This is a genomic window from Erythrobacter litoralis, from assembly GCF_029760855.1.
In the GTDB taxonomy this organism is placed as follows: Bacteria; Pseudomonadota; Alphaproteobacteria; order Sphingomonadales; family Sphingomonadaceae; genus Qipengyuania; species Qipengyuania litoralis_A.
This window is the reverse complement of record NZ_SOSI01000002.1, coordinates 308,478-327,909: the sequence shown is the minus strand read 5'-3', so window position 1 is coordinate 327,909 and position 19,432 is coordinate 308,478. Positions and strand designations below refer to the sequence as shown.

The 19,432-nt window shown below is 57.1% G+C and carries 9 protein-coding genes; 4 read left to right on the top strand and 5 right to left on the bottom strand.

All coding sequences use genetic code 11. The features are described from left to right. Positions 1-40: 40 nt before the first annotated feature. Positions 41-5,443: a calcium-binding protein gene (locus tag E3U23_RS04445; RefSeq protein WP_279349994.1), complete on the bottom strand. Its 5,403-nt coding sequence runs from the start codon at positions 5,441-5,443 to the stop codon at positions 41-43. A 185-nt stretch (positions 5,444-5,628) separates the two neighbouring features. On the opposite strand from E3U23_RS04445, the gene uvrA reads away from it, so the two are divergent. Then, entirely contained in the window at positions 5,629-8,595 is a 2,967-nt protein-coding gene (uvrA, locus tag E3U23_RS04440) for an excinuclease ABC subunit UvrA (protein WP_279349993.1), read from the top strand. A gap of 14 nt (positions 8,596-8,609) precedes the next feature. Here uvrA and E3U23_RS04435 read toward each other — a convergent pair whose 3' ends face one another. Beyond that, complete coding sequence (locus E3U23_RS04435; RefSeq protein WP_279349992.1) at positions 8,610-11,138, bottom strand: hypothetical protein; 2,529 nt, start codon at positions 11,136-11,138, stop codon at positions 8,610-8,612. Between the two features lie 93 nt (positions 11,139-11,231). On the opposite strand from E3U23_RS04435, the gene E3U23_RS04430 reads away from it, so the two are divergent. Continuing rightward, positions 11,232-12,143: a hypothetical protein gene (locus E3U23_RS04430; RefSeq protein WP_279349991.1), complete on the top strand. Its 912-nt coding sequence runs from the start codon at positions 11,232-11,234 to the stop codon at positions 12,141-12,143. A 16-nt stretch (positions 12,144-12,159) separates the two neighbouring features. Here the strand turns inward: E3U23_RS04430 and E3U23_RS04425 are convergent, their stop codons facing one another. Together E3U23_RS04425 and E3U23_RS04420 are read right to left on the bottom strand one after the other, a co-directional pair. Next, positions 12,160-12,672, bottom strand: a complete 513-nt coding sequence (locus E3U23_RS04425) for a septal ring lytic transglycosylase RlpA family protein (protein WP_279349990.1) — start codon at positions 12,670-12,672, stop codon at positions 12,160-12,162. A 132-nt stretch (positions 12,673-12,804) separates the two neighbouring features. Beyond that, positions 12,805-14,034: an argininosuccinate synthase gene (locus E3U23_RS04420; protein WP_279349989.1), complete on the bottom strand. Its 1,230-nt coding sequence runs from the start codon at positions 14,032-14,034 to the stop codon at positions 12,805-12,807. A gap of 147 nt (positions 14,035-14,181) precedes the next feature. Between E3U23_RS04420 and E3U23_RS04415 the strand changes: the two genes are divergently transcribed. Then, positions 14,182-15,021: a Ku protein gene (locus E3U23_RS04415; RefSeq protein WP_279349988.1), complete on the top strand. Its 840-nt coding sequence runs from the start codon at positions 14,182-14,184 to the stop codon at positions 15,019-15,021. A gap of 3 nt (positions 15,022-15,024) precedes the next feature. After that, entirely contained in the window at positions 15,025-17,538 is a 2,514-nt protein-coding gene (gene ligD, locus E3U23_RS04410; RefSeq protein WP_279349987.1) for a DNA ligase D, read from the top strand. Here ligD and leuA read toward each other — a convergent pair. Then, on the bottom strand, positions 17,535-19,211 hold the full coding sequence (gene leuA / locus E3U23_RS04405) for a 2-isopropylmalate synthase (RefSeq protein WP_279349986.1): 1,677 nt from the start codon (positions 19,209-19,211) through the stop codon (positions 17,535-17,537). The genes ligD and leuA overlap by 4 nt on opposite strands. Positions 19,212-19,432: the final 221 nt, after the last annotated feature.

Below are 19,432 nucleotides of genomic sequence, written 5' to 3'. Positions count from 1 at the left end.
AGAACGCATCAGGGCAGGAGATCGGTCCCGTTTTTCGGAGTCACAGGATGAAATCGGTGCTTTCGAGCGATACGCTGCCGTTAAGCAGGATTGCGAAGTCCGCCACGCCATCGCCGTCGAAGTCGGCCTCGATCAAAGTGCTTTGACCATCGACCGAATAGCGAAGCTCGCCAGCTGTCCGGCTGAACGCCGCATCATCGACGAAGACAAAGGCCTGAGCGCCTTCGAGGCTGGCATCAGCGTCGATTGCGGAGAGATCGATCCTGTCCCCTTCGCCTTGGCTGAAATCTAATATCTGGTCGAGATCAGCCAATCCACCTCGGCTATCATCAGCGGCGAATACAAATGTGTCGGCGCCGAAACCCCCAGAGAGCAAATCCTGACCGATACCGCCTACAAGCGTATCGAGGCCATAACCGCCCTCGAGAATGTCGTTGCCTATGCCGCCTATCAAGGTGTCGCTGAAGATGCCGCCGACAAGGACATCGTTCCCTTCGCCTCCGTCAAGAAGGTCGTTGCCGGACCCGCCCCGCAGGAGATCGTCTCCTTCGAACCCTTCCAACGAATTGTTCTTATGGTCGCCTGACAGAACGTCATCAGAGCGCGTTCCGCCAAGGTTCTCGACGTTCACGACTGTACCGTTGTCGCCAAACCCATCTGATAAGATTTCTCCGGTTTCCAGGTTAACGGCAACGCCTTCGGTTCTTTCGACAGTATCGGCAGCACCGTCGCCATCCAAATCTGCAACCAGTTTCTGATCAGCAAAGTAAACGAGATCCGTGCCAAGGCCGCCGTCAATGAAGGACGCGGTACCGCCTAACTGGAACCGGTCGTCGCCAGCGAAACCGTAGAGAATATCGCCCCCGTCTCCGCCCAGGATCAGGTTATCGTAATCGTTACCGTAAAGCTCGTCAGCGAATTGGGTGCCGCCGCCAATTGCCTCTATCCCGGACATCTGCTCGATATTCCCAAAACCGTCATTGGTGACGATCTGCGTCCTCAAGTCCACAAAGACGGCTTGTGTGGCTTCTTCATTGTAAAAGCTGACCCGGTCGAATCCTTCTCCGCCAATATACTCATCGACGTTTACACCGCCTCGGAAATAATCGTCCCCAGAGCCGCCATAGAACGATGTCGTGCCATAGAGCGAATACATCGTGTCGTTTCCGGCGCCGCCGAAAAAGCGGTTTATTCCCCCACTATAGCTATTTATTTCCAAAATGAAGTCGTCACCTTCGCCACCGAATAAGGTATTGTTATTCCGATCGCCTACAACATCATCATCATAGTTTGATCCGATGACATTCTCAATATTAATTAGCCTATCTAATACGAATCCATCTCTGTTGGTCGAACGCCCGGAGACCAAATTGATATTGATACCAGCAGTTTCGCCCTCGTAGCTTGCGGTATCCACGCCATTACCGCCGTCGAGAAGGTCATTTCCCAAGCCGCCGATCAACAGGTCGTAACCCGCCCCACCATACAGGGTATCAGCACCGCCGCCTCCGAAGAGGGTGTCGTTCCCACCCAATCCCACGACTACGTCTGCTTCTTCGGTTCCATCGATCCGATCGTCTTCCGTTGTTCCCGCGATTTGGGAAGTTACGATAGGTTCGAACGTGCCCAAGGTTTCGAAATTCGAACTAGTAAGGTCAGCTGCATTGACGTTCAGTAGCGTCAATGCTGTTGAATAGCCGGACAGGCCGCCATCTTCTGACAGTTGTAAAAGCACATCGTCTTCGACTTGGACAAGCCGGAGATAACCCCCTTCAAAGGGATCGTTATATACTTGCAGGTTCCGGAGAAGATCTGAAAGGTCAATCCTATCTGTGACAGAGAAATCGGTTACGACCATATTACCACGAGCATTCACGAAATTTGCCGCGTAATTCAGTTGAATAGTGTCGCTACCGGCACCGAGCGTTAAGGTAAATCCTCGGTCTCCAAAGCTCATCACTTCAACGCGATCGTCACCGCCTCCCATTCGCGCTACCGCGCTGCTGTCAGATCCGTTTTCTTGAAGGTATAGGTAATCGTCGCCTGCCCCGGCATAGACCTGGATGAATTCGGCGTTGAGGTTCGCAACCCGGTTTACAATGAAGGTATCGTTGCCCGAACCACCGAAGAGGACGTCGTTTCCACCAATTTGAGAGTCGAAATAATCGTCCCCATTTTCACCGTAGACGACGTCGTCTCCGGTGCCGTCGCGGATGGTATCGGATCCGTCACCTCCCCAAAGAATGTCGTCGCCGTATCCACCTTCGATCGTATCGTTGCCGGAATTTCCGAAAATCGTATCCGGTCCGACGGTGCCGATGAGAGTTTCGCTGTACAGCGTCCCTTCTATCGTTTGGCCGACAGGGTTCGCGCCATCAGGAGAGAAGCCGCCGAAATTGAAGGCCGTAAGATCAGCGACATCAACGCCGCTTAGTCGTGCTATCGTGCGGGCATCATTGCCCGAAGCATCGTGATTTATTCGAACCAAGACATCTGATTCGTCTTCCACCAAAGTGAGATAACCGGCGGCGAAAGGGTTTGTCGAACCGTCCCAGTTCTCCAAGTCGTTCGCGAGAGTAGCGAACTCGATCCGGTCACCGCCTTGACCCGCTTCGAAGTCGGAAATCAAAAAATCGCCGGTGCTTTCAAACCGGGACAGGTTGCGAATTATGACGGTATCCTGTCCTTCTCCCAGGCTTAATTGCGAGCCGCCAGTCGATATGCCCTCAAGCGTAATCGTATCGTTTCCGCCCCCCAAATTGGCTACCAGCGTGTTTCCGGTAAACTCTTCGACGGTGTTCCTGTAACTTCTGAAACGGACAGTGTCGTCTCCCGCTCCGGCATATATCTGAATGAAGTCACGCAGGGGTCCGGAACTTCGTGTTACGATGAAGGTATCCGCCCCCTCACCGCCAAACAAAACGTCATCGCCGCTTTCATCGGACTGGAAAAAATCGTTTCCGCTTCCTCCGTACACAGTATCGCTGCCAAGCCCATCGGCAAGGAAGTCGTCTCCGTTCCCCCCATCAATTGTGTCGTCCCCACCGTACCCAAAGATACGATCATTGCCGCCCATGCCATTGAGCGTATCACTCCGTTCGGTACCATACAGGTAATCTGTGTATTCATCGCCAACCACGGTAATGCCCGGGAGGTCACTGCCATCGGGGGGAACGCCGTCGAAATTGAAAGCCGTCAGCGCGGCCATTTCGACATCGCAAAGTTCTATGATGGTGACATATTCATCACCTCCACCATCTCTATCCAATTGGAACAGGGTGGACGATCCATCCTGAACGAGGCGCGCATGTCCAGTGGTAAATGGATTTGCAGATTCCAACCCTACGAGCGAGTATTCCAAGATCTGATCGATGTTCAATCGGTCGCCAGCATCTCCGACTTCAAAATCAAGAACACTAAGTGCCGACCTGTAGTTCGACAGACCGGATCCCAATACTATCGTATCTTGATCTGCACCGAGAGACACGGAACTGGACCCTGCCCCAACGCCGTGAGTGTAGATCGTGTCGCTTCCGCCGCCCATGCGAACAAGAAGATCGCTATCGTTATAGAGTTCTAGAGATAGCGTGTCGTTTCCACCCCCACCATAAACTTGGAGGAAGCCTTGTAGGGCATCCGAGGGACGGAACAATTGGAAGAAGTCGCGTCCAGCGTCGCCAATAAGCGTGTCACTTAGCCCATCGTACGACAGTAACGTATCGTCTCCAGCGCCGCCGTAAACAATATCTGTGCCGGTACCTCCATCTAGGTAATCCTCACCATCTCCACCGTACAAAATATCATCGCCACTGTCGCCGTAAATAGTATCCTGACCTGCGAGGCCCTGTATAATATCATCTCGAATCGTTCCAATGATATAGTCGTAATTTTCTGTGCCGATTATATCGTAAGGCGGCACATCGCTGCCATCCGGTGGCAAACCATCGAAGTTGGCGGTAGTAAAGCTATCGGCATTCGTATCGGCAAATTTCAGAAGGGTTCGAAATTCGCTTTCCGGATCGGCGCGGAGTTGAAGCAACGTATCCGACCCTTCCTGTGCGAGGACGAGGTAACCGGTCGCGAACGGATTCTCGCCCTCCGTCGCGTTTAAAATATCAGCAATGAGAGACCAGACCTCAATCTTGTCCCCGTCGTTCCCGGTATCGAAATCTGTGATAGTAAGCTGCGCTTCGGATCGAACCGCAGATCCTTCGAAGACAATACGATCCCGTCCCTCGCCAAGTGTTACCCGTACATTTCCCAATCCGAGATCGGCGATGCGAAGCTCGTCGTCGTCCCCGCCGAGCCTTACTTCCATGTCGGTCTTGTTGCTTAGTGCGAGGCGAACGCTATCGTTACCGCCACCGGCATATACCTGGACAAATTCCTCGGGAAGGTCGGCACGACGAGAAACGAAAATGGTATCACTTCCAGCTTCTCCATAAAGAACATCGTTTCCACCCTCGTATGAATCGATCCGGTCTGCGCCACGACCTCCATAAACGATATCGCTACCCGATCCATCTTCTATCAGGTCGTTGCCGTCGCCAGCATAGATCAAGTCTGCACCCGCTCCGGTGAAAATATGGTCATCACCCCCCATCGCATCGACGAAGTCGGGACGTGCAGATCCAGCAATGAAATCGTAATAATCGGTTCCAATAATCGTTTGATAAGGAACCTCGCTGCCGTCAGGAGGGAGCCCATCGAAGTTCTCGGTAGTTAAGCCCATAGCATCCGTGTCAAGAAGTCGTATCGCATCGACGTACTCATCTCCGCCACCGTTATGATCGATTTGAAAGATCGTATCGGAACCGTCCTGAATTAGTCTTAGAAAACCTTGGCTAAAAGGATTACCGTCATCCCAGCCTTCCAAATAACTATGGAGAAAGCTCCACGGGCTTATCACATCGCCGGTAGCGCCCTCATTGAAATCCCGTACGGTTATCAGACCTATACCGTTTGAAACCGAAAAATGAGGCAGGACAATTCGATCTCGGCCATCGCCAAGCGTGATATCAATTGCGGTAAAACCCGCATTCGAGATCTGAAGCAAATCGTCACCACCGCCTAGGCTAATCCTGAAAGATGACGAACCGGAGTTCTCAAGCATGACGGAATCGTTTCCTCCGCCAGCATAGATTTGAACGTAATCCGGTCCAAAAACATCTTCCCGATATACTCTGAAAGCATCTGCCCCTCTCCCGCCGAAGAGCACGTCGTTCCCCTGGTCGCTGTTCGAAAAGTAGTCGTTTCCATCTCCGCCATAAACGACGTCGTTGCCAAACCCATCTTCAATAAGATCGTCGCCGGCTCCACCATCTATAATATCATCCCCGCTACCGCCGTAGATATTATCATTGCCGCCAAGGCTTCTGATAGTGTCGCTTTCAGCGGTACCCCAAAGGTAATCTGAACGTTCAGTTCCGATGATGTCAGCCATTTTGCCCCCAACTTCTTTCATATTCGATCCGAAGTCGGATTGAAGGGGCGGTTTACGAAGGTCAAGCGAATACCAAATTAGTAAATCTGACTTAACGAAAGTTTTGTAGCGAACGATGTAGCGCAGCCCCGTGGAACGGCAGTAACGGGCTGGACACTCTGGATGGCAGAACCCATCTGCCCCACATGGCATTAACCAAAATTTCCGTGCGGGGCGCCCGCGAGCACAACCTCAAGGGCGTCGATATCGACCTGCCGCGCGACAGCCTGATCGTTATCACGGGGCTTTCGGGCAGCGGCAAGTCGAGCCTCGCGTTCGACACGATCTATGCCGAGGGGCAGCGGCGTTACGTGGAATCGCTGAGCGCCTATGCGCGCCAGTTCCTCGAGATGATGCAGAAGCCCGATGTCGAGCATATCGACGGGCTTTCTCCCGCGATCTCGATCGAGCAGAAGACGACCAGCCGCAACCCGCGTTCGACCGTGGCGACCGTTACTGAGATTTACGATTACATGCGCCTGCTATGGGCGCGGGTGGGGGTGCCGTATTCCCCGACGACTGGCCTGCCGATCGAAGCGCAGACCGTCAGCAACATGGTCGATCGGGTAATGGACCTGCCCGAAGGCACGAGGGCTTACCTGCTTGCCCCGGTGGTGCGGGGGCGCAAGGGGGAATACCGCCGCGAGCTGGCCGAATGGCAGAAGGCCGGCTTCACTAGGGTGCGGATCGACGGCGAGATGTATCCGATCGAGGAAGCCCCTGCGCTCGACAAGAAATACAAGCACGACATCGAAGTGGTGGTCGACCGGCTGGCGGTGAAGGCGGACCTCGAAACGCGGCTGGCGGATTCGTTCGAGACGGCGCTCAAGCTGGCGGACGGGTTGGCCTATGTCGACCTCGCCGATACGACCGTGGCAGAGGCGTTGGCCGACCGGCAGGACGTGCGCCCCGCCGTGATCGGGCCGGATGCGGGAAAGGCCAATTCTGAAAAAGGAGGCGCCATGAAAGGCGCCGGCCTGCCGGACAACCGCATCGTTTTTTCCGAGCGGTTCTCCTGCCCCGTCAGCGGGTTCACCATCGAAGAGGTCGAGCCGCGCCTGTTCTCGTTCAACGCCCCCCAAGGTGCGTGCCCGACCTGCGACGGGATCGGCGAGAAGCAGCTGTTCGACCCGCAGCTGGTCGTCCCCAACGAAGCGCTCAGCCTGAAGAAAGGCGCGGTGGTGCCGTGGGCGAAATCGAACCCGCCGAGCCCCTATTACATGCAGGTTCTCTCCAGCCTCGCCAAAGAGTTCGGCTTCGACCTTACGACGCCGTGGCAGGACCTGAAGCCCGAACACCGCGACACCATCCTCTACGGCACCAAGGGCAAGTCCGTGCCGCTCACCTTCAAGGACGGGCGCAAGCAATATACCGTCCGCAAGGCGTTCGAGGGGGTGATCGGCAATCTCAACCGCCGCATGATGCAGACCGAGAGCACCTGGATGCGCGAGGAGCTGGCCAAGTTCCAGACCGCGCAACCATGCGAGACCTGTCACGGCAAAAGGCTCAACGAAAAGGCGCTGGCGGTGAAGATCGCTGGCACCGATATCGCCACGCCCACCCAGATGAGCGTCGCCGATGCCAAGGCCTATTTCCTCGACCTGCCGGAGAAGCTCGGCGATACGCAGCAGCAGATCGCCCGCGCCATCCTCAAGGAAATCAACGAGCGGCTGGGCTTTCTCGACAATGTCGGGCTCGACTACCTCAATCTCGACCGCACGAGCGGCACCCTGTCGGGCGGCGAGAGCCAGCGCATCCGTCTCGCCAGCCAGATCGGCAGCGGCCTTTCCGGTGTGCTCTACGTCCTCGACGAGCCCAGCATCGGCCTCCACCAGCGCGACAACGACCGGCTGCTCGAAACCCTCAAGCGGCTGCGCGATCTCGGCAACACCGTCATCGTGGTGGAGCATGACGAGGACGCCATCCGCGCGGCCGACCATGTGGTCGATCTCGGCCCCGGCGCGGGCGTGCACGGGGGCGAGGTGGTGGCGCAGGGCACGCTGAAGCAGGTGCTCAAATCGAAGAAGTCGCTCACCGCCGACTACCTCACCGGCCGCCGCGAGATCGCCGTCCCGCCGCAGCGCCGCAAGGGCAACGGCAAGAAGCTCACCGTCCACGGCGCGCGGGCCAACAATTTGCAAAACGTCACCGCCAGCCTTCCTCTGGGCACCTTCGCCTGCATCACCGGGGTCAGCGGCAGCGGCAAGTCCTCCTTCACCATCGACACGCTCTATGCCGCCGCCGCCCGAACGCTGAACGGCGCGCGCATCGTGGCGGGCGCGCACGACAAGGTCACCGGCCTCGAACACTGCGACAAGGTGATCGAGATCGACCAGTCCCCCATCGGCCGCACCCCGCGCTCGAACCCCGCCACCTATACCGGTGCCTTCACCCAGATCCGCGACTGGTTCGCCGGCCTCCCCGAAGCGCAGGCGCGCGGGTACAAGCCGGGGCGCTTCAGCTTCAACGTGAAGGGCGGCCGGTGCGAGGCGTGCCAGGGCGACGGCCTCATCAAGATCGAGATGCACTTCCTGCCCGACGTTTACGTCACCTGCGAGGAATGCGGCGGCAAGCGCTACAACCGCGAGACGCTGGAAGTGCGTTTCAAGGGCCTCTCCATCGCCGACGTGCTCGACATGACGATCGAGGATGCGGAGGAGTTCTTCAAGGCCGTCCCCCCCATCCGCGACAAGATGCATATGCTGAACGAGGTGGGGCTGGGCTACGTCAAGGTGGGCCAGCAGGCGACCACGCTATCGGGCGGCGAGGCGCAGCGGGTGAAGCTCGCCAAGGAACTCGCCCGCCGCAGCACGGGGCAGACGCTCTATATCCTCGACGAGCCGACCACTGGCCTGCATTTCGAGGATGTGCGCAAGCTTTTGGAAGTGCTGCACCGGCTGGTGGAGCAGGGCAATTCCGTGGTGGTGATCGAGCACAATCTCGACGTCATCAAGACGGCGGACTACGTGCTCGACCTTGGGCCAGGCGGCGGCGTGCGCGGCGGCGAGATCGTCGCGAGTGGCACGCCGGAGGAAGTGGTCGAGGTGGCGGAGAGCTATACCGGGCACTACCTCAAGCCGCTATTGGAGCGGCAGCGGGAGGCGACGGAGTAGTTTCAACCCTCCCTCTAATACCGCTCCAATCTAGAAACGTTAAACGCCTCTTTCCGGCCATCATTCTTTGTTCGAACGGAAAACTCGACAGGATTGTTTTCGTTCAACCAACGCCATACAGTAGGGCTGGTGTTTGCAGCCGCGATAAAAAACTCACGCCCATTGGTATCGACCAGAAAGCCAAAATTATCTCGACGACCTTTTTCCTTCAAACCTCCAATAAACTTTCCATCTTCAAATCCAAAATTGTGTTTTTCGAGAATGTTTAAAGCTATCCACTCATCAAGCTGAAAAGCGTTACGGTTTTCGATCCTTGTTTCCATTTTTAGGGTCCGTAAAGACGGTTCTATCTTTAGGATATGGTCGATTATAACACGATCAAAAAGTCGCAAATCCACTTTCTCAAGATAGATTACCATTTCTCCGCACGTATAATTGGCGCTTGTTAAAGCATCATTATTAACCAGGTAATCTGTCTTTCTCTGAAAATATTGTACCCACAGGTCGATTATCAAAACAGATTCTTTCAGAGAATCACCTGATAACTCATCAGCGCGACTGAGATAATTAAAAGCTACGTCGAAGTTCGTCCGGCGCATTTCACATCGGGCTGCCTCCCTCAAAACAGGAGAGGCCTCCGGATCGAGTTCTAGAGCTTTTGCAAATTCTTCAGCGGCTCTATCGGAGTCATCAGACCGAGCGAGCATTCCTGCAAAGAAAAAATGCAATTGGGGCTGGCTTTCGCCATATTCGAGAGCCGCTTCGTAAGCATCAATCGATCTTGGGATATCAGACCACGTAAAGGCAGCGAAAGCTTCAAATCTATAAATCTCAAAGTAGCCGGGATCAGATATCTTTAGTTGCGAAATTCCCTCTTCCACTCCCGACAGATCACCCTGAAGAAGTTTCTTAGTTAGATGGCGGATTTTTTCAGATGCAACTGATTCACCGTGCGTTCTGACTATGAGATTGCTTGCTGTGTACTTATCGAATTTCTGACGGGCGCGGCTTTGCTCGAAACGAGCTTTAATTCGATTGTACTTTTTAAAGTACGACGAAAGCGTGTCTCTATTCGGACGAATAATCCGTATGACATAAGTGCGTACAAATGGACGAAGGCGAAATACTCTTTCAGAGTTTGGTAGATCCTGAACATCTACTAGCGTGTAGCGTGACAATTCAGCTAGCCCATCTTCAATGGCTTGAGGCGATGATCCCTGAATGGCACCTATGACTGATGGAGAAAGTCCATCAGAAACGGAGGCAAGGACATCCATTACGGCCTTCGAATTTACCGATAAACGGTTCATTACATTCTCTAGACAAAACTGTACCGCATCTTTCGGGTCTGCTAAAATCCTTTCAGGACTTGCGCCACTTTTCACTCCTAAAGCAAACCACTTTAATAAGAGTGGTTTGCAGCCTAGTCTTCTCGCTATTCCTCTAAGGTCAGCATTGGATTTTATTTCAAAGTTTTTAAGACCATGTGCTTTCACAAGGGACCTAAGGTATCGTAAGCCCTCCGATTCAGAAAACTCGCCCACTGAGATTGGAAGGTCACCGGAAACTGGGACACGTGATGTCAAAACCAGCTTACTATCGCCCGGAACATTTTTCACCAATCGTTCAATATGGGGACCTGTAACGGTTTCCAGATTGTCAATAATCAAAAGTATCTTGTTTTCTGTTAATACTTTCAATAAACTTTCAAAAGGCTCTTGTTTGTCGTCGCCATAAGTCGCAATTTCCCTCACAATAGATAAAGAGTCGACGTAGGAGGACTCTATTTCTTGGACGCCTTTAGCGGTCAATGATGAGGTTTTGGCCGAATACCACAGGACCAGGTCAAAATCGTGGTCGTCAGATTCTACTAGGTTCCAAACCGTTTGAAGAGTCAGGGCCGTCTTTCCGTTCCCGCCATCCCCTTGAACAGTAATTACGGGATAGCGTCCAAGTATTCTTTGCTTGAGCTCTCTTTCAAGATCGGGTCTTTTTAGAAAACCGGTATCCTCGTAATCTGGAATAGGAAGATTATGTAGAACTCCGAATTCTGTAGGATCATCGAGAAGACTGACTGATTTCGACCAGACCTTTTCTGGGTTTTGATTGTATTCCGAATAGGATTTTGAAAGTATCGGCCAAAATCCCGGACGACGAAGTAAATCTTGAGCAAAAGAAAATCCGAGACTGTATTCGTCAATTGTTAATGGCCGACCATGCATGATCGCGTTTCGTACTGGTAACGCCTTTCCAATATTCGGCTTTAAAGATTTTAGGTAATTAACGTAATCATCTTTCAGAGATACAGCATTCCGCAAAAGAATGTCATATTTCTGACCAAGGTCTAAACCATAAACAAGATCAAAAGAGTCTTCATGATCTAAATTACCTTCGAATCTCCTAATTAGAACACTTTTTGCTTTTTGCAATTCGTTCTCTGTAAGATTGAGGTCTTCGGGTGGAATAGATCGTAATGCTTCCACAAGGTCATTTTCAATCGAGTCGAAGAGGAGATAAAGCGCAATTCGCTGAAGGCTTGGCAAGACGAATAATCCGCAATTAAATTTGAGGGCGATTTCCTACAATCTATCTAGTTGGCAAGGAGATCAAATGACAACTGATATTTTGGAGCGCTTATGAACGCCCTCACCACCATCGACATCGCCGCGCCGCAGACCGAGCGCTTTACCGTCTTTTCCCCCCAGCGGCAGGCCGAGTTCCTGCAAAGCCTCCAGCTATCCGGCAATGTCCGGCTCGCGGCGCGGGCGGCGCGGGTGTCGGCGCAGACGGCCTATCGGGCGCGGCGGGGCTCGGCGGCGTTCGCGCGGGCGTGGGACAGCGCGCTGCTCGCGGCGCGGGACCATGCCGAGCAGGTGCTGGCCGACCGGGCGCTCAACGGCTGGGAGGAGGCGGTGTTCTATCACGGCGAGGAGGTCGCGCGGCGGCGGCGCTATTCCGACCGCCTGCTGCTCGCCCATCTCGCGCGGCTCGACCGGCTGGAGGCCCGCCCCGACATCGCTGCCGGTCTCGCCACGCTGGACGCGGCGATCAATAGCCTGTCGCGCGGAGAGGCGCTGGCGGAGCCGGTTTCGCCGCAGGACCGTGTTCCACCCGTTCCATCGCGTAGGGAAGCGGGGCGCGCGATCCTCTCATCGTCCAACACTGCCGCTTCCGAAGAAGACGACGGGGATGCGGCGGAATGGATCGAGCGGGAGGACGAGAACGGGGAGGGGGTGCTGATCGATCCGCTGGACGACCAGTTCTCCGAAGGCTCTTGGGCGCGGCGCATCCCGCCCGCCGGCTATCCCGAATGGGAGGCGGATATGGACGATCCTGCGCATTGGGAGAATGGCGAGTACATCCCGCCCCTGGGCCGCACGCTACGCGAAATGGACGCGAAACGCCCGCGCGGTGCGTCGCAGCCGTGGCAATTGGGTCGCGATGCGGAGGCGTGCCAGCTCACCGCGTTCGAGGCCGGGGTGCCCGAATGGTGGCAGATCGCGAACGAGGACGAGCTGTATGCGGCGCTCGACGATCTGGAAGGGTAGGGGTTAGGGGCGGCGCTCAGCTTTCGAGCAGCGCCAGTTCCACCGTGCCCTTGCCGCGGCGGGTGATGCCCAGTTCGTCGGCGGCGGCGCGGCTCACATCGATGATGCGGCTACCGTGGAACGGCCCGCGATCGTTGATGGTGACGACGACCGAGGCGCCGGTGCGCGGATTGGTCACCAGCACGCGGCTGCCGAAGGGCAGGGTGCGGTGCGCGGCGGTCATTTGGTTCATGTCGAACGCCTCGCCGCTGGCGGTGCGCCGACCGTGGAACTTCCGCCCGTAATACGAGGCGGTCCCGCTGCCGATCGGCGTGGTCTCCGGCTGCGTTTCGACGGGCGCATCGAAGCTGTCGAGGTTGACGACATTGCGCCCCGGCAGCGGCGCATCGTGCAGTTCGGCATAGGTCGCGAAATGTTGCTCGAATTGCGGCACCGCGGCGCGCGGCGCGGCGTCCTGCGAGTGCCCGGCAGTGCTGGGCAAAGCGACAGCCGCGGCAAAAAGCGCCGCGCGAAGCATGCGGTTGTTCATCGGGTAAACCCTCCGTTCGTCCGGGGAGGGGTTTACCCAAGCGTTCCGCGAGAGTCGTTAATTCGGCCCGCCGCCAGCCCCGGGAGCGCAACGGTTCGTCGCGCTTTGAGGCCGAATTGGGGCGAACCGAATTTACCGGTCCCGCTGTGCCAGGAGGCGGAGCCGCAAGGCATTGAGCTTGATGAACCCCTCCGCATCCTTCTGATCGTAGGCTCCCGCATCGTCCTCGAACGTCACGTGCGCCTCGGAATACAAGGAGTTAGGCGACTTTCGGCCCACCACGCTGGCGAGGCCCTTGTAGAGTTTCAGCCGAACCGTGCCGCCGACTCGCTGCTGGCTGAGATCGATCGCCGCCTGCAGCATCTCGCGTTCGGGGCTGAACCACAGGCCGTTATAGATCAGTTCGGCATAGCGCGGCATCAGCTCGTCCTTCAAATGCGCGGCGCCGCGGTCCAGCGTGATCTGCTCGATACCGCGATGGGCGCGGGCGTAGATCTCGCCGCCCGGCGTCTCGTACATGCCGCGCGATTTCATGCCGACGAACCGGTTCTCGACCAGATCGAGCCGGCCAATGCCGTGCTTGCGGCCGAGGTCGTTCAGTGCGGAAAGCAGGGTGGCCGGGCTCATCGCCTCGCCGTTCAGCGAGATGCCGTCTCCCTGTTCGAAGCCGATCTCGATATATTCGGGCGTGTCAGGCGCATCTTCGGGATGATCGGTACGGGAATAGACATAGTCCGGCGTCTCCTCCCAGGGATCCTCCAGCACCTTGCCCTCGGAGGAGGTGTGCAGCAGGTTCGCATCGGTGGAGAATGGGCTCTCTCCGCGCTTGTCCTTCGGTACCTGGATTTGATGATCTTCGGCCCAAGCGATCAGGGCGGTGCGGCTGGTAAGGTCCCATTCGCGCCACGGGGTGATCACCTTGATGTCGGGCGCGAGGGCGTAGGCGCTAAGCTCGAAGCGGACCTGGTCGTTGCCCTTGCCTGTCGCGCCGTGGGCGATCGCATCGGCTCCGGTTTCGCGTGCGATCTCGACAAGGCGCTTGGAGATCAGCGGGCGAGCGATGCTGGTGCCGAGGAGGTAGTCGCCTTCGTAGCGGGCATTGGCGCGCATCATCGGAAAGACGAAATCGCGCACGAACTCTTCGCGCAAATCCTCGATGAAAATATGTTTGTCAGGAATGCCCATCGCGCGCGCCTTTTCGCGCGCCGGTTCGATCTCCTCGCCCTGGCCGAGATCGGCGGTGAAAGTCACGACTTCCAATCCGCGTTCCACTTCAAGCCATTTGGCGATGACCGAGGTATCGAGCCCGCCCGAATAGGCAAGGACGACCTTTTTGATTTCCGGGCTACGAGTGTCGGACATGAGAGCACCTTTCAAGAAACGGCGCGGCGGCTAGCAGGGGGCGGGAGTGTAGGCAAACGCGATCGCGTTGCCGCAGGGCAAGTACTGCTTCGGACGCGAAACCTTTGGGGCGGTGAAGCGCTGACTCCACCAGCAAGGAGGACCAGAATGGCCGCACGCGCCTATTGGCAGGGACAGATCAGGCTCGCGCTGGTGAGCATTCCAGTGGAGATCTATTCGGCGACGAAGACCGGCGCGAAGATCAGCTTTCGCCAGATCCACGAACCGTCGGGTAAACGTGTGTCCTATGAAAAGGTCGTGCAGGGCATCGGCCCGATCGACCGCGACGATATCATTAAGGGCTACGAACTTTCGAAAAGCAATTACGTGCTGCTCGAGGACGAGGAGATCGAAGCGGTCAAGGTCGAGAGCAAGCGGACTCTGGAACTGGTTCAGTTCGTCGATGCGAGCGAAATCGATCCGCTCTATTACGAAAAACCCTATTACGTGGCGCCAAAGGACGACCTGGCAGAAGAGGCTTTCGTCGTATTGCGCGAGGCATTGCGCAAGGCGGGCAAGGTAGGGCTCGGCCAGCTTTCGATCCGCGGGCAGGAGAAACTGGTCGCGCTCAAACCGTGTGGCAAAGGGCTTTTGCTCGAAACGCTGCGCTATGCCGACGAAGTGCGAAAGGGGCAGGCCTTCTTTTCTGAGATCGAGGAGCAAAAACCGCAGAAGGAATTGCTCGATCTCGCCACCACCTTGATCGATAATAAAACGGCACCGTTCGATGCGAGCGAGTTCGAGGATCGCTATGTCGAGGCGCTGAGAAAACTGATCGATAAGAAGGCGAAGTCGAAAAGCGACAAACTGGTTCTGGAGGATACGGACGAACCGGAGGGTGGGAAGTCCGGCAATGTTATTGATTTGATGGCGGCACTGAAGAAATCCGTCGGCGACGAGAAGAAACCGGAAACGAAGAAATCGTCCAAGTCGAAAAAGTCGGCCTAGGCGATGGCGCGGTCCGATCCTCTTTCGGAATATAACGCTAAGCGGGATTTCAAGAAGACGCCCGAACCTTCGGGCAAGGCGAAGGAGAGCGACAGCGGCAATCTCTTTATCGTACAGAAGCACGATGCGACGCGGCTGCACTGGGATCTGCGGCTGGAGGTCGGTGGCGTCCTGAAAAGCTGGGCGGTCACCAAGGGACCATCGCCCGATCCCGATATCAAGCGCCTCGCCGTGCGCACTGAAGATCACCCCATGTCGTATGCCGAATTCGAGGGGACCATCCCCAAAGGTGAATATGGCGGCGGCACGGTGATGTTGTGGGACAGGGGAAGCTGGGCTCCGATCGAAGGCAAGAGCGCGAAGGATCTAGACAAGGGCCACCTTCATTTTACGCTCGATGGCGAGCGCATGAAAGGCGAGTGGCTGCTGATCCGCCTGAAGAAGAAACCGGGCGAGAAGCGCGAGAACTGGCTGTTGCGCAAATTGCAGGACGAGCACGCCGAGGAAGGCGATGTGCTTATTGAACGCGAGTTGACCAGTGTGCTTACCGGGCGCTCGATGGCCGAAATCGCGGCGGACAAGAAGGGTGAGTTTCCGCTCGCCGGGAAGAAGGACGATGCCTTTCTTGCGCAGATGGAGAAGGCCGGCGCGCATAATGCGAAGAAAGCAAAGGGTAGCAAACGCAAGGCTGCGCCGTTGCCGAGATTCCGTAAGCCGCAGCTCGCCATCCTGGTAGACGAGGTGCCCGCCGGCAATGGTTGGATGCACGAGATCAAGTTCGACGGTTATCGCGCCCTTATTGCCGCGAAGGGCGACGAAGTGCGCGTCTATACCCGGAGCGGAAAGGACTGGACTGACAAGTTTGCGCCGCTTGTTAAGTCATTCGCTGCGCTGGACCTGCCGTCATGCCTGATCGACGGGGAAATCGTTGCCTACGATGCGAAAGGTAATCCGGATTTCTCGACGCTGCAGGGCGTATTGAAGCGAGGTCACGGTTCGCAATCGCAATCCGACAAGCTCGCATTTCACGGGTTCGACTTGCTCGAACTCGATGGCGACGACCTCGCCAAATTGCCGAACATCGAGCGCAAGGAGCGGCTCGAAGCGTTGCTCGGTACTGCAGAGCCGCCGATCCACGTGGCCGACCATGTGATCGGCGCGGGCGAAACGCTTTACCGAAGCATGTGTGACGCCGGGCAGGAAGGGATCATCTCCAAGACCATCGACGGCCTCTATTCCGGCAGCCGGTCGAAGCGCTGGGTGAAGGTTAAATGCACGCGGCGACAGGAGTTCGTGATCATCGGCTGGAAGAAATCTGGCGCGAAAGGCAGGCCCTTCGCTTCGCTTTTGATGGCGCAGCACGAAAATGGGGAATTGGTCTATAAGGGCAATGTCGGCACCGGTTTCACCGCCGACGACCTCGATGATCTTGCGGCGAAAATGAAGCGGCTGGAGCGAAAGACGCCGCCAGCCGAGGTCGACAAACCGTCATCGCGGGGCGTGACATGGCTGACGCCTAACCTAGTCGCCGAGATTGCGTTCGCCGAATTCACTGGCGACGGAAATATTCGCCACGGCAGTTATCTTGCTCTGCGCGGCGACAAGGATGCGAGCGAGGTCACACCGGAAAAGAGCGACACCGCTCCGACCGAAACGACCGAGGTGAAGATCAGCAGCCGCGACCGCGTAGTTTTTCCCGAAAGTGGACAGACCAAAGGGCAGCTTGCCGATTACTACGAAGCGGTCGCCGGCATCATGCTGCCCTTCGCCGGTCATCGCCCGATCAGCCTGGTGCGCTGTCCGCAGGGGAGGGCGCGCAAGTGCTTCTTCCAGAAACACGATAGTGGATCGTTCGGCGACAGGGTGCGGCACGTTTCCATCGCGGAGAAGGACAGCGGCCACGAGGATTACCTGTTCGTCGAGGACGCACGCGGTCTCCTCCAATGCGTGCAGATGGGGACGATCGAATTCCATGGCTGGGCATCGCGCAGCGAGGCGGTCGAAAAGCCCGACCGCATGATCTTCGACCTCGATCCCGACGAGGACCTCAACTTCGATGACGTCAAGGCGGCAGCCACGGACATTCGCGATCGATTGTCGGACATCGGCCTCGTCAGCTTCGCCATGCTATCGGGCGGCAAGGGCGTGCATGTCGTCGTGCCACTGACGCCGGGGCATTCATGGGAGGCGCATAAGGACTTCGCCCGCCGCTTCGCCAAGGCCCTGTCGCTCGCCGAACCGGACCGCTTTACCGCAACGATGAGCAAGGCCAAGCGCAAGGGAAAAATCTTCATCGACTGGCTGCGCAACCAGCGCGGTTCCACTGCCGTCGTCGCCTATTCAGCCCGTGCCCGCGAGGGGGCGCCGGTTGCAGTGCCGATCGCTTGGAACGAACTCAAAGCGATGAAGGACGCCAAGCCCTACTCCATCGACGATGCGAAGCGCCTCCTCGACAGGGCACAGAGCAAGGCGCTGTCAGGCTGGGGTTTCGCCAGTCAGGATTTGCCCGATATCTAACCGACGGCCGAGTTCGCAGCGCTAAGTACGGCGCGCACGCTGGCGGTCGCGACATCTTCGTCGATCCCGCAACCCCAGATCGTGCGGCTATTCTGGTCACGGCATTCGAGATAAGCGGCAGCACGGCTGTCGCGCCCCGTGGTGAGCGCGTGCTCGGTGTAATCGACCACTTCGAGTGACAGGCCGAACGCTTCCTCGATCGTGGACAGCACGCTCGAAATAAGACCGTTGCCGCGACCCGACACTGTTTGCTCCTGCCCCTCCACGGCGATCGTACCTGTGAAAAGTCGCGTACCGTCCGCCGCCCGGCGTTCCTCGTAATCGACCAGCTGGAAGTGCTTGGGCGAAGACTGCACGTGATACGCCTCCCGGAATGCACGCCAGATATCGGCGGCGTTCAATTCGCGGCCCAGTTCGTCGGCCATACGCTGGACGTGCGGGCTGAAATCGGCCTGCATCCTCTTGGGCAGCTTGAGGCCCTGATGTTGCTCCAGCACCCACGCGAAGCCACCCTTTCCACTCTGCGAATTGACGCGGATCACCGCCTCGTAACTGCGGCCGAGATCGGCAGGGTCGATCGGGAGATAGGGCACGCGCCATTCGCGATCGTTCTGCGCTTCCCGCGCGGAAAAGCCCTTCTTGATCGCGTCCTGATGGCTGCCGGAAAAGGCGGTGTAGACCAGTTCGCCACCATAAGGATGGCGCTGGTGGACGGGCAACTCGTTACAGTATTCGACCGTCTCGATCACCCTGTCGATGTCGGAAAAGTCGAGTGCGGGATCGATGCCCTGCGTGTACATGTTGAGCGCCATCGTCACGAGACAGCAATTGCCGGTCCGCTCGCCATTGCCGAAAAGGCAGCCTTCCACCCGGTCCGCGCCCGCCATCAAAGCCAGTTCCGCCGCAGCGACCCCCGTGCCGCGATCGTTGTGGGTATGAAGCGAAATGACGGCGCTCTCGCGATTAGGGAGGTGGCGGATGAAATACTCGACCTGATCCGCATAGATATTCGGCGTCGCTGCCTCGACCGTGGCGGGCAGGTTCAGGATGATCGGATGCTCGGGCGTCGGTGCGAGAACCGTCATCACCGCCTCGCAAACCTCAAGGCTGAAATCCAGCTCTGCGGTCGAGAAGGTCTCGGGGCTGTACTGAAAATGCCAATCGGTATCGGGATGCGCCGAAGCCTCGTCGCGCATCACTTTCGCGCCTGTCACGGCAATGTCGCGCACCTGATCGCAGCTCATATTGAAGACCTGTTCGCGCCAGGCCGGGCTTACTGCATTGTAAAGATGGACGATCGCCGCACGCGCCCCGGCAAGACTGGCAAAGCTGGTGCGGATGAGGTCCTCGCGGCTTTGCGTCAGGACCTGTACGTTTACATCGTCCGGAATGCGGCCAGATTTCACAAGGCCGGAGATGAAGTCGAACTCGGTCGCGCCTGCGCTGGGAAAGCCGACCTCGATCTCCTTCACACCGATGTCGACCAGCAGATCGAAAAAGCGGTTCTTCTTGTGGGCATCCATCGGGTCGACAATCGCCTGGTTGCCGTCGCGGAGATCGGTCGAAAGCCAGCGGGGCGGGGCGGAGATGGTGCGTGTCGGCCACTGCCGGTCGGGCAAGGGGACTTGGGGGAAGGCGCTGTATTTGGCGCTAGGGTCGCTCAGCATGGGCATGGGATGTACTCTGATCGGGCAGGGGCTTCGAGGCTTGTTATCCCTTGGGCGCTCGGCACGCCGGTTCGGGCACGCCGCAGTTCACGCCCAAGGGCGCGTAAGTCGTAGAAGCAGGCCGGACGTTGCGATCACGCACCCGCTATGCCCAATGCTGGGAGGGGTTGTAAAGCGAAACGGTGCGCGGCATCGCAAGACATTATATTGCGCGGAATAGGAGAGGG

Bases quoted from the DNA above. Each gene is read 5' to 3' on its own strand.
- E3U23_RS04445 (WP_279349994.1), bottom strand. From the start codon at position 5,443: ATGGCTGACATCATCGGAACTGAACGTTCAGATTACCTTTGGGGTACC.
- uvrA (WP_279349993.1), top strand. From the start codon at position 5,629: ATGGCATTAACCAAAATTTCCGTGCGGGGCGCCCGCGAGCACAACCTC.
- E3U23_RS04430 (WP_279349991.1), top strand. From the start codon at position 11,232: ATGAACGCCCTCACCACCATCGACATCGCCGCGCCGCAGACCGAGCGC.
- E3U23_RS04425 (WP_279349990.1), bottom strand. From the start codon at position 12,672: ATGAACAACCGCATGCTTCGCGCGGCGCTTTTTGCCGCGGCTGTCGCT.
- E3U23_RS04420 (WP_279349989.1), bottom strand. From the start codon at position 14,034: ATGTCCGACACTCGTAGCCCGGAAATCAAAAAGGTCGTCCTTGCCTAT.
- E3U23_RS04415 (WP_279349988.1), top strand. From the start codon at position 14,182: ATGGCCGCACGCGCCTATTGGCAGGGACAGATCAGGCTCGCGCTGGTG.
- ligD (WP_279349987.1), top strand. From the start codon at position 15,025: ATGGCGCGGTCCGATCCTCTTTCGGAATATAACGCTAAGCGGGATTTC.
- leuA (WP_279349986.1), bottom strand. From the start codon at position 19,211: ATGCCCATGCTGAGCGACCCTAGCGCCAAATACAGCGCCTTCCCCCAA.